This window comes from Spirochaetota bacterium, assembly GCA_034190085.1.
In the GTDB taxonomy this organism is placed as follows: domain Bacteria; phylum Spirochaetota; class UBA4802; order UBA4802; family JAFGDQ01; genus JAXHTS01.
Genome location: JAXHTS010000048.1, coordinates 65,484 through 83,313, shown reverse-complemented (window position 1 = coordinate 83,313; position 17,830 = coordinate 65,484). Strand labels below are relative to the sequence as shown.

Here is a 17,830-nt window from a genome sequence, read left to right as displayed (position 1 = left end):
GTGTAGAATGTGTTTGGTAAAGATTATGAAAGGAATAACTACAAAAACTAAAGGGACATAACACTATTATTAATTTGCATCATATTTATATTAATGAAATGGATTCCTAAAGGCAATAGGTGGAGGATTTTTTTGGATGAATTGAATACATCTATGTATAATTATTTATTAAATAGGTTCACATGTATGAAGATAATATACAAAGATAAAGATCAATGGCCTTTGTCGCCCCATTGTTTCTTTAACTTCATGTCCAGTTTTCGTAATCATAAACACCTAAATCCATTTAAGATTACGAATTGTACCCTAGTTATTATTTTTTTCATTTTTATAATATTATGTCCCATTTTATCCCCCTCATGGGGGGGGGATGACAAGGGAATTCATAAGGAGGGGTTGGTTAATTCAAGGATAGAAAAGCAGGGCGAGAAAGGGGAGGGATTCATTAAAGGTAAGGGATCAGAGGGGGAGGATAAGAGTGATGAGTCTAATCGAGGGGAGAGGGATGATGCCTCCCTCTATGAATACCAAAGCCCTTCAGCACCTGAAGAGTCATATGTATGGTTGATCTTTAAGACAATTTTTGTTCTTGGCGCACTAATAGGAGTGTTTTACTATTTTTTTAGGTTTGTTACGAAAAAGGCTGGAATACAGACGATTGGCAGGGACGTTGTTCAGGTCCTGTCGATTGTGCCAATAGGTCAGAACAAATTTATACAGGTAATTGATCTTGCCGGTAAAATTCTGGTTATTGGTGTCTCGGATGCTAGTATTAGTCTTATTACCGAGATAAGGGATAGGGATGAGATTGATAGGATAAGGTTGCTTTGCTCATCTTCATCCCCAGCAAGGGTAGGGGGATTTCAGGAATACATATCAAAGCATATTGTGAGAATCTTTGGTGGAAGTGGGAGCCCAACCTTGGGGAATGATGATTATAGGGTTAGCGCACATGATAGAGAGAATAGTAGATCAGGTTATCTTAAAAGACAAAGGGACAGATTGAAGAATTTAGGTTCTATTGAACATGAAAAGTAGATATTCGATTATTGCGATTTGTACTTTATTATTGATTATCTCCTGTTCATCCCTCTTTGCGCAGGATGTTGGTGGGGTAAGAATGCCCATTCCAAGGATTACCTTTGATGTTAAGGAGGCGGAGACTCCAAAGGATATTGCACTTAGTCTTCAGTTGCTATTTTTGTTAACTATCCTCACACTTGCGCCATCAATAATAATAATGATGACATCTTTTACAAGAGTGGTAATAGTCTTGGATTTTGTTAAGAGGGCTCTAACTTTGCAGCAGATGCCGCCAAATCAGGTTATTGTGGGATTGGCAATATTCATCACAATATTTATAATGGCGCCTACCCTTAGCGAGATAAATGAGCAAGCCCTTCAACCATACCTTAGCAAGAAGATCAATAATGAAGAGTTTTTTAATAAGGCTATTCAACCCTTAAGAACATTTATGTTTAGGCAGACAAGAAAGAAGGATATTGCCCTTTTTATTGATCTTGCGAAGTTGGATAAACCAAAGAGTGAGGAAGATATCCCAACATATTGCCTTATTCCATCCTTTATGATTAGCGAATTGAAACGGGCCTTTGAGATGGGTATATATCTCTTTATTCCGTTTATGGTAATAGATATGATTGTGGCTAGCGCACTTATGGCCATGGGGATGATCATGCTTCCACCAGTTATGATATCCCTTCCCTTCAAGATTGTGCTATTCGTCCTTGTAGATGGCTGGAATCTTCTTGTTTATGAACTTGTGAGGTCCTTCAGATAGAGATATGGTAATAATTGTAATACAACTATGAAAGCAGTGGCATATAATTCAGGAGGAGAGTGATGACTGACGTAGAGGTTATCCGAATATTGAGGGAGGCGCTTATGACTATCATGGTTGTCTCAGCTCCGATACTCGGGGCCGGTATGATAGTAGGACTGATCATCTCTATATTTCAGACTACCACCTCTATCCAGGAACAGACATTAACCTTTGTGCCAAAGGTTGTAGCAATTTTTATGATGGTACTGTTGTTTGCTGCATGGATAATTCATACATTGGTAAACTATACAAAGAATATATTTTTAATAATAGGAAATATTGGTCCAGGATGATCTAGTGGAATATTTTGTATATCAATTTCATATTTTTTTGCTCATAATGTTAAGGATGAACTCAATGATTGTGGTTGCTCCCTTCTTTTCCAGTGGTGTAATACCATTCAGGATAAAGGCAATTCTATCTTTTTTTATTACACTTGTTATCTTTCCAGTAGTAGCAACCAAGGGTTACGCCCTACCAGGTAATATGGGTGAATTTGCATTGCTTATCTTGAGAGAGATTACAATTGGGCTCTTCTTAGGCTTTTTGATTGGGGTAATATTTTCGGCCTTTCAGTTGGCGGGGCAGTACTTTTCTGTTCAGATCGGGTTTGGCATTAATGAGGTGTTGGACCCACTCGGACAGGTGTCTATTCCAATTGTTGGGCAGTTGAAGAATTTGATGGGATTGCTTGTTTTTATGTTTATTTATGGCCATCACTTCTTGATAAAGGCGATTTTTAGATCCTACGAGTTAGTGCCGATCATCAGTCTTGAAAGAGAATCATCGATGACGCTTTTGAAGTTTCTTGTGCATTCCTTGAGTGGAATGTTTGTCATTGCATTAAAGATTGCCCTGCCGGTTGTCGCAACAATCTTTCTGGTTTCTGTCAGCATGGGTATATTGGCTAAAGCTGCTCCACAGATGAATATAATGATGCTTGGTTTTCCATTGAAGATTGCTACGGCCTTTGGAATTTTACTGCTTATATCGCCATTGATAATACGGATAATGCAGGTATCTTTAGAGAGGACCTTTAAATTTATTACAAAGGTTTTATTATATTGGCCTGCCTAAAAACAATATTAGGACGTCTGTTATCTGGGAAAAAAATGATGAAGTATGAGGAATTACATCCTCTTGATGGGGTAATCAAGACAGAACAATATCTGTGTGGCTTTAGGTTTAATCTGCAGCTATTTGCTGCTGAGGATGAAGGCAGAACTGAAGAGCCAACTGAGAAAAAACTTAGGGATGCAAGGGAAAAGGGTCAGGTTGCCCGGACACCGGAACTTCCTCAATCTATAGTTGTCATATTCGGATTTCTGGTTATATTCTTTTTGGGTTCGTGGATTTATCATATTATTGTGAGAATGATGAGCTTCTATATGGATTCCTTTTCAGGATTTGTATTAACAGAGAGGAGTATCCTGAATGAATTATATCGTTTATCCTGGGAGTGCAGTAAAATCCTATTACCAATTTTTACTGTTTCTTTCATCGCAGCCTTATTGGGCAATATTGCACAGGTTGGATTTATGTTCTCAACTCATCCACTGAAGCTGGACTGGAAGAGGATCAAATTTGATCCGGCAACAATCTTTAAAAAGGTGATTTTCTCAAAGCAGATCGGTATGAATCTGTTTAAGTCGTTATTTAAGGTAATATCGATCGGTATTGTAGCTATAATAATTATAAAGAGTGATTATGATGTGATAATGAAGACTCCCGATATATCTATTGGGCTTGCATTTAAATCTGTGGCAATGATCGCATTAAAGGTGATTTTGTATACATCTATTCTTTTATTGATACTCTCGATCCCTGACTACATATTCCAAAAGAGTGAATTTATCGAGTCCCTAAAGATGACAAAACAGGAATTGAAAGAGGAGTTGAAGGAGACAGTAGGTGATCCCTATATTAGATCAAGATTGAGGGAGATGCAAAGGCAGATAACGATGAGGAATATGATCAGGGATGTTCCACAAGCGGATGTTGTTGTCACAAATCCGACTCATTTTGCAGTGGCCCTTCAGTATGACAATGTCACCATGGAGGCGCCAAAGGTGATAGCAAAGGGCATTGATAGCATGGCATTAAGGATTAGGCAAATAGCCCGGGAGAATGATATTTTAATTGTCGAGAACAGACCTCTAGCTCAAGAACTCTATACTCGTTTGGATATTGGATCAATTATCCCTGAGGAACTTTTTTATACAGTATCCTTGGTATATGCTGAACTCTATAAAAAGAAGAGATTTCAAGAAGCGGTCTGAGCGTTATAGCTGGAATAGGGAAAGGTTAAATTTTAATAGCCTAGATTGAATTGAGATTATAGGTTTAAGGATATGTTCGCAAATTCGCATTGAGCTATTTGCTTTAGATTATTTCCAATGATTGTGAGGAATATATTATATGGATTCTAAGGGGGGGCTCTCCTTTTTAACTAATGATATTGCTTGGATGCAGAAGAATGACATCCTTGTGGGTCTTGGAATAATTACAGTTGTAGTGATGCTTGTAATCCCCTTGCCTACCTTTTTTCTCGATTTTCTGATGGCTATAAGCATTATGGTGGGAATGTTGACCCTGATGGTGGTGATGTTCATTCAGAGGTCCTTTGACTTTTCAATATTCCCATCGCTACTCTTAGTTTCCACTGTCTTTAGATTGGCGCTGAATGTTTCTTCCACAAGATTGATTTTGCTTATGGGATCTTCCTTTGATGGCAAAATAATAAGAACCTTTGGGGACTTCGTTGTTGGTGGCAATTATGTTGTAGGTTTTATCATATTCATTATCCTTGTTGCTGTTCAGTTTATAGTAATAACTAAGGGGGCTACACGAACAGCAGAGGTCGCTGCGCGGTTTACATTGGATGCTATGCCAGGGAAGCAGATGAGTATAGATTCTGATTTTTCTAATGGCATAATTACAGAGGAGGAGGCAATTATAAGGAGAAATGAGATACGTAAGGAGGCTGATTTTTATGGGGCCATGGATGGAGCATCAAAGTTCGTGCAGGGTGACGTAAAGGTTGGGATTGTAATAACCCTGATAAATATAATTGGGGGATTTATAATCGGCATGGCTATGAGGGGGGAGACCTTTGATGTTGCTCTGAAAACCTATACAATCCTTACAATAGGGGATGGATTGGTTAGTCAGATTCCTTCACTCCTCATAACAACAGCAACAGGTATCATAGTCACAAGGGCTATTTCAGAAGAGAATCTTGGACAGGATCTTGCCACTCAACTTGGATCACAACCAAGAGCGCTCTTCATTACAGCAGTGGCGATTGGGGGGTCGATTTTTATCCCTGGATTTCCTAAGGTATCAATGATATTGATTGCAGCGGGTCTTGCTACACTTGCCTATTTCCTGCAGCAGACCCAGAGGGAAGGGGAGGAGAGGGAGGCGATGAAGGAGAAGGAATCTTCAAAAGAGCGGAAGCCGGAGTCCGTTATACCACTTATTCAGGTTGATCCCCTAGAGGTGGAGATAGGATATAGTCTTATTCCCCTTGTAGATCCTGAACAGGGAGGGACCCTTCTTGATAGAATAACAAATATTAGGCGAAGAAGCGCTTTGGATATGGGTCTCATTGTGCCACCAGTACGTATACGGGATAATATGGAACTGGAACCAAAGTCATACTCCATATTGATTAAGGGAGTTGAGGTTGGAAGCGGTCTGCTGCAAGTAGGGAAGCTGATGGCAATGGATCCCGGGGATGTGGAAGATAAAATTGATGGGGTAGAGTTTGTTGAGCCTGTATTTGGATTAAAGGCAATTTGGATTGATCCTGTGGGACGTGATATTGCTGATAGAAACGGTTATACTGTAGTTGATTGTCCTACAGTGATAGCCACTCACCTTACCGAGATTATAAAGAGACATGCAGATGAGATATTGGGACGACAGGAGGTGCAACAGCTGATCGACAACATCAAGAAGGATTATCCTGCTGTTATTGATGAACTTATTACAGACAAGAAGATGAGCCTGGGCGAAATACAGAAAGTTTTACAGAACCTTCTGAGAGAAAGGGTTTCCATAAGAAATATGGTAACCATCCTTGAGACTTTAGCCAGCTATTCAGATTACACTAAGGATATTGGAGTATTGACAGAGTATGTAAGGGCCGCACTATCTCGACAGATATGCAAAGAGTATCTTGATAAAGATAATGTTTTATCCGTTATCACCGTTGATCCTGAGATTGAAAATATGATCCTCTCTTCATTATATGAAGATCCGATTGAGGGGCAAATATCCAGTATGGATCCGGAAACATACCGAAGGGTAATCGATTCCTTGGTTGATGCCTATAGAAGATCAAGAAATATGGGATATCTCCCTATCTTTTTAGTCTCTCCAAGAGAGAGGAGCGTTTTATTTTCATTATTGGAAAGAGAGATCCCTGATCCGGTTGTCCTATCATATAGTGAGATATCGCCTGAGGTGGAAGTAAATATCGTTGTGTCAGCAATACTTAAGACAGTAGCTTGATGAATGAAAGACATTAGATTTTGAGGAGTAGAGAAGTGAAGTATGTAAAAATAAAGGCCAAGACTTATAATGAAACAATGATGAAGTTAAAGATGGAGTATGGCGATGATGCAATCCCAGTCAGTCATAAGTATATAAAGGAGGGTGGATTATTCAATACATCTCTTTTTGCAAAGGATATGGTTGAACTGACAGCGGCTATTCCAGAAAAAAAGAATTTAATGAAGGATAAGCAGATGAAAAATAATAAAGTAGATTTTACTGTGGGTGATACTGAGATGAAGAAGAGTAACGCAAGCGCTAACATTAGTTCCCTGGTTACCAATGTAAATAAACTTGATGAATTGAAAAAAACTCTTGAGATCAAAAACAAACCCCCTGATTATATGAATACTGGAAAGGGTAGTGTAATAAATAATGATTCATTATCAGCTGCTTTAACTCCTAAAAAGGAAACCGAAGGTACGATACAGGTTAACATGGATGAATTTAGGGTTTTGAAGAGATTTGAGAAGGAGTTTCAGGGGATTAATGATTCATTAACCACTTTATTAAAGGCGAATCAGACAGGGGAGAGATTACATCAGTCTGTTTCTGAAGAGGATAGAACCCTAGACCCCTATCTTTATATGCTGAGAGAAAATGAATTTACCAATGAGGATTGCAACTTGCTGATTAATGAGGTTAAAAATTCAGTTAGTAAGGATGACCTGCGAGATAGGTATAAGATTGAAAAGACACTAAAAGAGCTTCTGAAAAACAAGATTGTAACTTCAGGACCCTTTAAAAAGAGTTTAAAAAAGAAGATAATCATGTTTATTGGACCCACTGGGGTCGGAAAAACCACTACAATGGCCAAATTGGGTGCAATTTATGCTTTACGTGAATGTTATAATGTAGCCTTTATTACTATAGATACCTATAGAATTGCGGCAACGGAACAACTGAAGAAGTATGCAGGAATTATGAAGATACCAATTCATGTGATCAATGACCATCATGCTTTTAAGGATGTAATAGAGAAAGAGCCTGCTGAGGTGATAATGGTGGATACCTCAGGGAGAAGTCATAAAAATGAACTAAAGATATCAGAGATAAAAAGCTATGCGGATGTTATTGAGTGTGACTTTGAAAAGATATTATGCGTAAGCGCTAATACTAAGAAGAATGATCTTGACAATGTTTTCAGAGCATTTGATAAGATTAATTTTAATAGTATAATCATAACAAAAGTTGATGAGACTTCATATATCGGTAGTGTAATAGATATTGCGAATAAGTATAAAAAACCTATATCCTATTTTACTAATGGGCAGGAGGTGCCTAATGATATTGAAGTTGCAGAATCTGATAGAATAGTTGATATGATTGTTAAAGGCATAGGCTGACACTTAATAGGAGGATGATATTGGATCAGGCATCCAACTTAAGAAAATTAGTAATAAAGAACGATCTTGAAAGAAAAACGAAGACAATAGCGATTACCAGTGGAAAGGGGGGGGTCGGTAAAACAAGCTTGGCAGTAAGTCTTGCGATTTCTCTTGCCAAAGATGGTTCCTCAGTGACACTGCTTGATGCAGATCTGGGTTTGGCCAACATCAATGTTATACTGGGGATAATTCCAAAATATAATCTCTATCATGTTATCAAGGGGAAGAAGAGATTAAAGGATATTGTGATAGAGGTTCCAGAGGGCATTAAGATTATTGCTGGCGCTTCAGGATTTCATCAGTTGGCTAATCTTGATGCAAAGCAGAGAAGCGACTTCATTGCAGCGGTGTCAGATCTTGGTTCTGATGATTATATGATTATTGATACCGGTGCAGGTATATCCCAAAATGTCCTGAGTTTTGTAATCGCTTCTGATGAGGTGATTGTGATTACTACTCCAGAGCCAACAGCAATTACAGATGCTTATGGGATTATCAAATCCATTGCCTCTCAATCGCCGGATAAATCAGTAAAACTAGTTGTTAATCGAGTTCAGTCTGTATCAGAGGGTAAGAGGGTTGCCCAGAGGGTGATAAATATAGCTGGACAATTCCTAAACATTAAAGTTGAGAATTTAGGATTCGTGTTTGATGATATATATGTCGGCAGATCAGTCAGAAACCAGAAACCATTCATTGTCAGTTATCCAAAGACCAAGGCTTCAATTTGTATATCAATGATTGCAGACCGGATATCGAACAAGGATGTGGATAATCGAAAGGGATCAGGAATGGTATCTTTTTTTAGAAGAATGTTGATTTTAGGAAATGAAGATATTCCCTAAGTGAAATTATCTTGATTTGTTGTCTATTTCTGATAAATTATGTTTATGGAGAGAATTAATAAGAAAACCTTTCAATCCTGCATCCTTATTTAAGAAGATTGTGAAATGATAAGCTTAAAGGAATTGAACATTGAGTATATATTTGGAGTGTTATTTGGAGTTATTGGCTTAGTCTTATCATTCCTTATTGGGTTATTTGCTGGGAATGCAATAGGAACGGTATTCTTTAGATCTATAATATTTACAATTACCTTTTGCATTATTGGGTATGTTAACCTAATAATAGTGAAGAAATATGTTCCCGAGATTTATGAAGCCCTAAACATAATGAAGTCCTCTAAAGAGAACGAAAATATTGATTTCCCAAGTGGTAGTGAGGATAAAGGGATGACAGATGAGTTTCTTCAAGAGGTTGACGCAAGTTCTCAGGACGCGGAGACACTCATTGCTGATGATGAAGCCCTTTCATTAAAGGAGCCTACTGTAACCCCTACTGAAACCTTTTTGGATTTAGGAGGGAAGGGGGAGAGTGCTCAAGCAGATATGAATGATAAGAATATAAGATATGAACCTAAAATTATGGCCCAAGCCATAAGGACTATGATGAAAAGGGATGATGAATAAAAGGGATTAGGGGTATGGTATTTTATGAATAATAATAATTATAAATTTGAGAATTCAGAAGAGGATGATCTATGGGAGAAGTATGCTAAGGAAAGGGATCAGGGCATACGTGATTACTTTGTAATCAAGTATGCCCCACTTGTTAAGTATGTAGCTGGAAAGGTATCCATGGGCATGCCTCAGAATATTGAATTCGATGATCTAGTTTCATATGGAATTTTTGGGCTTATAGATGCAATCAATAAGTATGATCCCAATAGAGGGATAAAGTTTAAGACATATGCAATGACTAGAATTCGAGGAGCCATATTTGATGAGCTCAGGTCAATTGACTGGGTACCTCGATCTATTAGGCAGAAGGCTAAACAGATTGAGCAGGTAATATCTGATTTGGAGAACAAGCTTGGCAGGACCGTGGAGGATGAAGAGATTGCACAGGAGTTAGGTGTAACAAATGAAGAATTTCAAGCTCTCTTAAATAAGTTGAGTGGGACCTCAGTGTTGTCGTTGAATGATATATGTTATATGGGAGATGAGAGTGATGAGTTATCACTCCTGGAAACATTGGAAGCGCCTGAGGATATGAAGCCGGATATTTTAATTGAGAAAGAGGAGATTTGTGATTATATAGTAGATGCAATAAAAAAACTGCCAGATAAGGAGAAAAAGGTAATTGTCTTATATTATTATGAAGATCTTACACTTAAGGAGATTGGGGAGGTATTAGAGGTAACAGAAAGTAGGGTTTCACAATTACACACAAAGGCAATTATGCGGCTTAGGGGTAGGTTAGGCCGAATTAAATCCAATATTGTTGGTTGAGTCGGGTGAGTGATCTTAAGAATATATTAAGAAGTATCGAGGATGAGGAGATACTTGATGAGGATGGGGTAGAGGTGTATGCTGATTCAGTAAAACAGGCGCTTGAGCTAACGTCAAAGGAATTGCAAGTGGATATTTCAATGTTGGATTATGAGATAATTGAAAAGGGAGTGAAGGGTTTTTGGGGTTTTGGTCGGAAACCCTATCGAGTATTGGTGAAACCGATTAAGCTAGATGATAGTCATGATGATATATTGGAGATAGAGAAGAGGCTTGGGCATGGATCCGCAGCGGATGAAATAGAACTAAAGAGGATTGATGGAAATGTAGATGGGGAATGCAGGGTGAGAGTAACGAAATCAGGGGTATGGTTGACGGTCACTCCTCCGCGGGGAAGGGGAAAGAAAATAGAGATTTCTGATGCGATGCATGAAATATCATCACTCAGGATTGCAAACTATGATGTGAAGAAACTTGAGAAGTTAGTAAAGAGTCCCTCCTTGAAGTCAATTCGTATTGGAGACTGGATACCAAATCCTGAATATGATGGATCAGTGTCGATAGAGGTTGCGGAAGACGAAATGAAGGCCTATGCAATATTTTCTCCCCCACATTTTTCTGGAAAGCATTTAGAATTGGATGAGGTACTTGATGCATTAGATGCTGTTGGTGTTGTGTCAGGGATAGAAGAGGATAGAATAAAGACATATTTAGATGCGATGAATTATAGGGAGTCACTATGCGCTGCTGAAGGAAGGAACCCAACGCATGGGAGGGATGCAAGAATAGATTATAAGGTTAGAATAGATAAATCTGATTCATTATTTGAGGAGGATGAGAAGGGTCAGGTCGACTTCAGAAATCTTGATCTCTTAGAAAATGTTGTTGTTGGTCAGTTGCTTGCGGTTAAGGTGTCGGCTGATGAGGGTACTCCTGGAAGAACCGTAAAAAATAGGATTCTTCCTGCTAAATCAGGAAAGGACATAGTAATGAAGTATGGAAAGGGCACAATCCTTTCTGAAGATGGTTTGGAGTTGACTGCTGAAATTAACGGACAGGTTGTTTTTCAAAATAATAAGATTAGTATTGAGCCTGTTTATATAGTTAAGGGGGATGTGTCTTTAGAAACTGGAAATATCATATTTCTAGGTTCAATTGTTATTTCCGGTAACGTTCAGGATAATTTTATTGTAAGGGCTGCTGGAAATATCGAGGTGAAGGGATCGGTTCAGAAGGCCTTTCTTGAATCTGAAGGGGATATAATCGTTAGACAGGGAATTGTTGGACGTGATGAGTCTAAGATTGAGTCTACGGGCGGTTCTGTGTATGCCAAGTTTATACAGACATCCAATGTAATAGCAGAAAAGGATGTGATTGTGTCTGAAGGGATACTTCATTCTCATGTTGATGCTGGAGACAGGATACTCTGTAATGGTAGAAGGGCTAGAATCGTGGGTGGTGTTATTAGGGCCGGAGGGGAGGTTAATGCTAGATATTTAGGATCTGATTCTTTTACTAAAACTGAGATTAGGGTTGGGACAAATCCCAAGGTGTTACAGCAAATATCTGAACTTAAAAGTATGAATAGGAATATCAATGAGGAATTAAATAAAGTGAAGTTGGATATTAATACTATTGATACTCAGAAAAAAAATTCAGGCGGTTATTTGCCGCCGGATAAAGAAGAGTTACATAATAAATTGATAGAACAGAAACAGAAATTGACTGGAAAACTGAATGAGATAGTACTTGAATTGGATGAGTTGAAGGCTTATATACAGATGCTCGGACAAAAGGGGAAGGTATGCGTTGAAAGAAACATGTTTCCCGGTGTTGATATTCATATTAAGGATGAGAGATTTTCTGTTAAAGATCCCTATACCTTTATTAAGGTTACACTGGAGAATGATGATATCAGACTTTCCGAGTATGAGGTGCCTGAGTTAGGGAATGAGGAAAGAAAGATAATGACGATTTCAAGAACAAGACGTTAAGGGCGAGGTTTTTGAGATGTCTGTTAAACCAATAGATCTTCAAACAAACATATCCCAGATGCATGAAGTTGCCAAGAATGAGGGGGGTCGGTCTGCTGCGCTTGTACAGGGGCAGAATGTGATGGAGAAGGAATCGGGTGAAAAATCGAGGTTAGTGAATAGCAGGCTTGAGGAAAACAAGAAACTTGAAAAAACAGAGATTAAAAGGGAGGAGAAGAATAAAAAAAGGGGCAAGGGCTGGAGTAGAAGCAATAAAGAAGATGAAGAGATTGAAGGGAAGGGAGAAACCTATAAGGATGAGAGATTGGGAACAGTTATTGATGTTAGGAAGTAGGAGAGATTATGAATATATTTTTTTTAGTTATTATCAACTTTACAATAGGTTTTTTTTTCTACTTAATTATTCGACTAAAATTAGAGAAGTCGACTACAACTTATAAAGAGATAAAGCTTAGAAGGGAGATGGATGAGATTATCAGGGAATTCGATGCAACGGCTGAGAGGAATATCTCGATACTTGAGAACCGTATAGCGGTTATGAAAAGGATTTTATTTGAAGCAGAAAAGTTGACTGCTATTGATTTTAGTATTAAGGATTATAGTATTAGTAATAATGTTGATAAAGAGAGCTTGTCAAAGGCAACAATGAGATTAGATAAGGCTGAAAATATAGATAAAAATAATGACGATGCCCTTTCAGTTATTTCTAATTATGAGGCGGGAAGAAGTCATGGTATGGTGCAGTTTAGAAGGATTTGTTTAAATAGATTCAATCAATTCTTGTCTTTGGTTCCTGATTCCCTGAGTAATATATCAAAGCAATTGAAGGATTTGTTTAAAGGATTTAAGGTAAATAGGGGGAAGGGAGGTAACGGGTATGAAGAATTGGATAAGGGAGGGATAACAGGGAATGGAAGGGGAGCTGATATAATCGATAGCAGATGTGATGATAATCCTGATTTAAATCTTAAGGATGATGATTACATTGACTCAGCGAGGATTATAGCGTTGGATTCTGATGGGTTGGATAATCTGGATTTGAGTGAGGATTATATATCTGGTCTTTTTATGATTTCAAGGGATAAGTATTCTCTTATACCTGAACTGCATAATAAGGGATGTCCCATCGACACCCTATCAAAATGTTCAGGAATTCCCATAGGAGAGGTTAAACTTATTCTTGACCTTAATAATTCGATATAATATAATAATATTATCAAAAATGAATTATCACCTGAAAAGTAGTAGTGATATTTCGTGTCATCCCTGCAAAATAATTATTTTATTTAGAATGTAATTTTAAAGGATGGATATTAAGTATCACAATAGAGTTGTATTGATCTATAGAAAATATCATTCCAAGGGATAATAAATAATGGTAGATTTTAGTCAAATAGTTAAACTAAGTGATAAAGAATTTCAAATGTTTGCAAAACTTATTTATGAGGAGAGCGGAATATTCCTGAAGGATATCAAGATTACCCTTTTATCTAATAGATTAAGAAAGAGATTAAAGGTATTAAAATTAAATACCTATTCTGACTATTATGATTATATAAACAGCCTATCTGACAAGACAGAGGAGATCGAGAATCTAATCGATGTTGTCTCCACGAATGAAACATATTTCTTCAGAAATGACAGACATTTCGAGGCCTTGACAAAACATTGCCTACCTGATATTTCAAAGAGGAAGAGAATCGAGAAGAGGTTGAGGATATGGAGTGCTGGCTGTTCGAGTGGTGAGGAGCCCTATACATTAGCAATATGTGTAATGGAGCATCCCCATCTCTTTCAGGGATGGGGGATCGAGATAATTGCAACCGATATTGCGCCTTCTGTATTAGACTTTGCTAGAAAGGGAGTATACTCTGGTAGGAAGATTGAGAAAGTCCCTAAGAATATTCTTCAAAAATATTTTATTCAGGATCCCCACCACCCAGAGTTTTTTACAGTAAAGGATAATGTAAAAAAGCTGGTGAATTTTTACCAAATTAATCTATTTAAGGATAAATATCCTTTAAAATTAGATATTATTTTTTGTAGAAATGTAATGATATATTTTGACAGAGAGCACCAGAGAAAATTGGTTGCCGGATTTTATAATTCAATATTAAAGGATGGATATCTGTTTATTGGTCACTCTGAGACCCTGCATTCAATATCCAATAATTTTGTTTATAAAAAAATCCTTGAATCCCCTGTTTATGTTGTTAGGGAATAAATTTGACAATTTTTATTAATTGTTACTTGAGTTTCCGACACACAATGTAGTAACCTTACCCATATGGTAATGATTAATTCTTAAGTATTGATGCACATCTAAACCCTGATAGATTATTAGGTTTACATTTTATGGAAAGTATGACAGGATATTCATATTGTGAAAAGAGTACTGAGCAATTCTCCTTTTCAATTGAACTCAAGTCACTGAATTCAAGGTATTTAGAGGTTTACACAAGTTTACCTGACATATTAAGAAATGATGAGAATAAGCTGACTAAGCTATTAAAGGAAAGGCTCAATAGGGGCAAGATTGAGCTTATTATAAATATCTTTGATTGGAAAAAAGATAGATCTGTTTCAATAAATACACCGCTGCTAAAAAAGTATTATGAAGAACTCTCTAAGATTGAAACAGAACTAGGGATAAATAATAGCTTTACAATTGATACCCTGATTAGACTAGATAATGTAATACTTAGAGATAGGGTAGAGATTTCAGAGAATTCACGATTCGAGATTCAAAATACATTAGAAACGACAATTATAGAAATGTTGCATATGAGGATGAAGGAGAGTAATGCAATAAGGAAGGATTTACAGAGATCACTATCTATAATTTATAAGCACTCCAAGAAGATTAAAAATCTTTCTAAAAATATTTCCAAAAAGCTATACCAGAGATTAAAGAATAGTATTGAGTCGCTTATTAAATCAAATGTAGATAATGTGAGGTTGTATACTGAAGTTGCAATTCTTGCTGATAAAGTGGATATAAATGAGGAGCTAATTCGTTTAGAGGATCATTTAAAGAAATTTAAATCTATTATGAATGAGGATGAGCAGATAGGCAAAAGGCTTGACTTTTTGGCTCAGGAGATGTTTCGGGAAGCAAACACCATTTCAGCAAAATCGAATAATTCTGAGGTGTCACATCTTGTAGTAGATATAAAAAATCATATAGATAAGATTCGTGAGCATTGCCGAAATATTGTATGAGGATCATCCGAATAAAAAATAGAGGTTGAATATGTTTTATCTAATGAACAAATATTCATCTCTGTTTTGTCATCATTGTTAATACCTATTTTTATAAAAAGTTGAGTTGCATATTATGAAGACAACATTGATAAATATTGGTTTTGGGAATGCTGTTGTTGCAGAGAGGGTGATTGCTGTAATAATTCCCACCTCTGCCTCAGGAAAGAGGATTAGAGGAGAGGCAAAGGGGAATGATATGTTAATTGATGCCACACACGGTAGGAAGACAAGGGCAATTATTATTATGGATAGTAAACATGTTATTCTTTCTGCAATGCAGGCAGAGACCTTAGCTGGTAGATTGGCCAGTAATGCAAAATCTTAATAAGGCAATAGTTATTTCTGCTCCCTCTGGCACTGGTAAGACTACTCTTATCAAGGGACTAGTGTCTGAAGATGACCGATTTGCATTTGTTGTTTCTACTACAACAAGACCTAAAAGGGCAAGTGAGATTGATGGGAATAGTTATTATTTTGTGTCAGTTGATGAATTCTCTAAGATGATCGATGATGATGAATTTGTTGAATGGGCCATTGTACATGAAAACTATTATGGGACAACAAAAAAAGACCTTGACAGGATCAATTCCCTTGGGAAAATCCCTTTATTTGATGTTGATGTTCAAGGAGCCAGGCAACTAAAAGAAAAGTTGAGAGAACATATTTCTATTTTTATTCTTCCTCCATCAATTGAGGCAATTAGAGAGAGGTTGATGGATAGGGGGACTGACTCCGAAGAGGAGATAAATAAAAGGTTAAAGAATATACGAAATGAGCTAAGAGAGATACACAATTATGAGTATATTATTGTGAATGATGTTGTTAGTAATGCCCTTGGGGATTTAAGGGCAATAATTAGGGCTGAGTCCTGTAAGGATAAGAGTTTAGCTCTGCAAATTAGAGACATCTTGGAGGTTCGTAGTGATATTACCCCTTGATAAATTGGTCGCTTTTCAGGGAAACAGATATATACTTTGTAGGGCAGCAATGAATGCTGTAGGGAAAAAGGGGAATATACAGGGTTATCCTGAAGAAGATGGCACAACAAAGGTCGTTTCACATATATTAAATCTGATCTTATCTGATAGAGTAAAGTATGAATTAGGAGAGATGGAGCAATAATCTTTTTTCAAGACGCTTCATTCCTCCTTTGAATTAATCAGAAGGTTTATCGCTTTTGAGTTCATAAGAGTGCTTTTTCTATTAACATTTATATAAGATTTAACAGGTTTGGGTTAATTATAGGAGTAGAAGGAATAGATATCTAAATAGCCTAACCTGTATAGAAAAATTGAAATAAGGTGAAGGGGATATCAAAGCTATAGTATTAGTTGGACCAACTGGAGTTGGTAAAACTGATTTATCTTTGCAGATAGCTAATAGCGTGTTTGAGATAATCTCTGCTGATTCAGTTCAGGTCTATAGGTATCTAGATATCGGAAGTGGTAAACCTACAATTGAGCAGAGGAATCATACAACTCATTATTTGATTGATGTTGTTGATCCTGACTATTGGTTTACTGCAGGCCAATTCTGCAAATTAGCTTTTGGGGCATGTGAAGAGGTTTATAAAAAAAATAGGATTCCTCTCTTTGTTGGCGGAACACCCTTTTACATAAACTCCTTTTTTTTAGGATTGTCCTCGATCCCTGCAATAGATAAATCAATAAGGCAGCAATTGATAGAAGAGTTAGGGAAGCGAGGTGTGGGTTCATTATATAGAGAGCTTCTTGAATATGACAACATTTTTGCAAGTAAAATTCATTTCAATGACAAACAGAGGATATTAAGAGGTATCGAGGTTTATAGGAGTACAGCAAGGCCCATAAGTAGTTTTTATAATCAAAAAAAGGGATTCGAGACGAAAGATACATTATATATAGGGCTTTATCAGGAAAAGGATATTCTGCACAGGAGGATTGATAATAGGGTAGATAAAATGATTAGAACAGGCTTTGTTGATGAAGTAATTAACATTCGAAGTATGGGGTTTGGATCAGATTTGAATTCTATGAAGTCAATAGGTTACAATGAATTAAATTATTATATTGATGGGAAATTAGCACTTGAAGAGGCGATAGATAATGTAAAAGCGAACACGAAAAAATATGCTAAAAGGCAGATGACTTGGTTTAGAAAAAATAAGAGGATTCACTGGTTTACAAGTTTTGAGGTTGAGCGAATGAGAGAGTTAATCGATAAATGGTTAGATACTATATTATTGGATAATTGAATTAGGAAGGAGAAGATGACAAAACAAACTACAAATTTACAGGATACATTTTTGAATGCTGTTAGAAAGGAAAAGATTGAGATAACTGTATTTCTTATGAATGGAGTTCCAATAAAAGGCAAAGTATTAAGTTTTGATAATTTTACGATTTTACTTGAGGTAGACAAAAAGCAAAATATGATTTATAAGCATGCTGTATCAACTATTGTACCTCTAAAACCTGTTCAATACAGGGAAGATGAGGATCAATAGACTTTGAT

The 17,830-nt window shown here is 36.9% G+C and carries 20 protein-coding genes; all 20 read left to right on the top strand.

The genetic code is table 11. The features are described from left to right. Window positions 1–396: 396 nt before the first annotated feature. The 20 genes from SVZ03_08500 to hfq all read left to right on the top strand — a co-directional run bounded on the left by SVZ03_08500 (window position 397) and on the right by hfq (window position 17,822). A complete protein-coding gene (locus SVZ03_08500) occupies window positions 397–1,038 on the top strand; it encodes a flagellar biosynthetic protein FliO (protein ID MDY6934247.1) in 642 nt (213 codons plus the stop codon). Window positions 1,039–1,120: 82 nt separating this feature from the next. Beyond that, the gene (fliP, locus tag SVZ03_08495) at window positions 1,121–1,798 is read left to right on the top strand and encodes a flagellar type III secretion system pore protein FliP (GenBank protein ID MDY6934246.1); all 678 of its coding nucleotides are present in this window, start codon (window positions 1,121–1,123) and stop codon (window positions 1,796–1,798) included. Between the two features lie 62 nt (window positions 1,799–1,860). Then, window positions 1,861–2,133 carry a flagellar biosynthesis protein FliQ gene (fliQ, locus tag SVZ03_08490; protein MDY6934245.1) on the top strand — a complete coding sequence of 91 codons (273 nt, stop codon included), beginning with the start codon at window positions 1,861–1,863 and terminating at the stop codon, window positions 2,131–2,133. 4 nt (window positions 2,134–2,137) lie between these two features. Further along, complete coding sequence (gene fliR, locus SVZ03_08485) at window positions 2,138–2,917, top strand: flagellar biosynthetic protein FliR (protein ID MDY6934244.1); 780 nt, start codon at window positions 2,138–2,140, stop codon at window positions 2,915–2,917. Between the two features lie 35 nt (window positions 2,918–2,952). Beyond that, on the top strand, window positions 2,953–4,119 hold the full coding sequence (gene flhB, locus SVZ03_08480) for a flagellar biosynthesis protein FlhB (protein MDY6934243.1): 1,167 nt from the start codon (window positions 2,953–2,955) through the stop codon (window positions 4,117–4,119). Window positions 4,120–4,258: 139 nt separating this feature from the next. Next, a complete protein-coding gene (gene flhA / locus SVZ03_08475) occupies window positions 4,259–6,358 on the top strand; it encodes a flagellar biosynthesis protein FlhA (protein MDY6934242.1) in 2,100 nt (699 codons plus the stop codon). A gap of 35 nt (window positions 6,359–6,393) precedes the next feature. Next, a complete protein-coding gene (gene flhF, locus SVZ03_08470) occupies window positions 6,394–7,746 on the top strand; it encodes a flagellar biosynthesis protein FlhF (GenBank protein ID MDY6934241.1) in 1,353 nt (450 codons plus the stop codon). A 20-nt stretch (window positions 7,747–7,766) separates the two neighbouring features. Beyond that, window positions 7,767–8,633 (top strand): MinD/ParA family protein, encoded by an 867-nt coding sequence (locus SVZ03_08465; protein MDY6934240.1) that lies wholly within the window; start codon window positions 7,767–7,769, stop codon window positions 8,631–8,633. 105 nt (window positions 8,634–8,738) lie between these two features. Next, the gene (locus SVZ03_08460) at window positions 8,739–9,257 is read left to right on the top strand and encodes a hypothetical protein (GenBank protein MDY6934239.1); all 519 of its coding nucleotides are present in this window, start codon (window positions 8,739–8,741) and stop codon (window positions 9,255–9,257) included. A 24-nt stretch (window positions 9,258–9,281) separates the two neighbouring features. Continuing rightward, window positions 9,282–10,079: an RNA polymerase sigma factor WhiG gene (gene whiG, locus SVZ03_08455; protein ID MDY6934238.1), complete on the top strand. Its 798-nt coding sequence runs from the start codon at window positions 9,282–9,284 to the stop codon at window positions 10,077–10,079. A gap of 5 nt (window positions 10,080–10,084) precedes the next feature. Continuing rightward, window positions 10,085–12,073: a FapA family protein gene (locus SVZ03_08450; GenBank protein MDY6934237.1), complete on the top strand. Its 1,989-nt coding sequence runs from the start codon at window positions 10,085–10,087 to the stop codon at window positions 12,071–12,073. Window positions 12,074–12,089: 16 nt separating this feature from the next. Further along, entirely contained in the window at window positions 12,090–12,407 is a 318-nt protein-coding gene (locus SVZ03_08445) for a hypothetical protein (protein MDY6934236.1), read from the top strand. A gap of 8 nt (window positions 12,408–12,415) precedes the next feature. Beyond that, window positions 12,416–13,276 carry a hypothetical protein gene (locus SVZ03_08440; protein MDY6934235.1) on the top strand — a complete coding sequence of 287 codons (861 nt, stop codon included), beginning with the start codon at window positions 12,416–12,418 and terminating at the stop codon, window positions 13,274–13,276. Window positions 13,277–13,448: 172 nt separating this feature from the next. Further along, complete coding sequence (locus SVZ03_08435; GenBank protein MDY6934234.1) at window positions 13,449–14,297, top strand: CheR family methyltransferase; 849 nt, start codon at window positions 13,449–13,451, stop codon at window positions 14,295–14,297. Window positions 14,298–14,428: 131 nt separating this feature from the next. Further along, window positions 14,429–15,295 carry a YicC/YloC family endoribonuclease gene (locus SVZ03_08430; protein MDY6934233.1) on the top strand — a complete coding sequence of 289 codons (867 nt, stop codon included), beginning with the start codon at window positions 14,429–14,431 and terminating at the stop codon, window positions 15,293–15,295. A 115-nt stretch (window positions 15,296–15,410) separates the two neighbouring features. Further along, on the top strand, window positions 15,411–15,662 hold the full coding sequence (locus SVZ03_08425) for a DUF370 domain-containing protein (GenBank protein MDY6934232.1): 252 nt from the start codon (window positions 15,411–15,413) through the stop codon (window positions 15,660–15,662). Next, the gene (gene gmk, locus SVZ03_08420; GenBank protein MDY6934231.1) at window positions 15,649–16,275 is read left to right on the top strand and encodes a guanylate kinase; all 627 of its coding nucleotides are present in this window, start codon (window positions 15,649–15,651) and stop codon (window positions 16,273–16,275) included. Before SVZ03_08425 ends, gmk begins: the two co-directional genes overlap by 14 nt. Next, on the top strand, window positions 16,259–16,459 hold the full coding sequence (locus SVZ03_08415) for a hypothetical protein (protein MDY6934230.1): 201 nt from the start codon (window positions 16,259–16,261) through the stop codon (window positions 16,457–16,459). Before gmk ends, SVZ03_08415 begins: the two co-directional genes overlap by 17 nt. Before the next feature lie 190 nt (window positions 16,460–16,649). Next, on the top strand, window positions 16,650–17,570 hold the full coding sequence (gene miaA / locus SVZ03_08410; protein MDY6934229.1) for a tRNA (adenosine(37)-N6)-dimethylallyltransferase MiaA: 921 nt from the start codon (window positions 16,650–16,652) through the stop codon (window positions 17,568–17,570). A gap of 15 nt (window positions 17,571–17,585) precedes the next feature. After that, window positions 17,586–17,822 (top strand): RNA chaperone Hfq, encoded by a 237-nt coding sequence (gene hfq, locus SVZ03_08405; protein MDY6934228.1) that lies wholly within the window; start codon window positions 17,586–17,588, stop codon window positions 17,820–17,822. Window positions 17,823–17,830 lie beyond the last annotated feature (8 nt).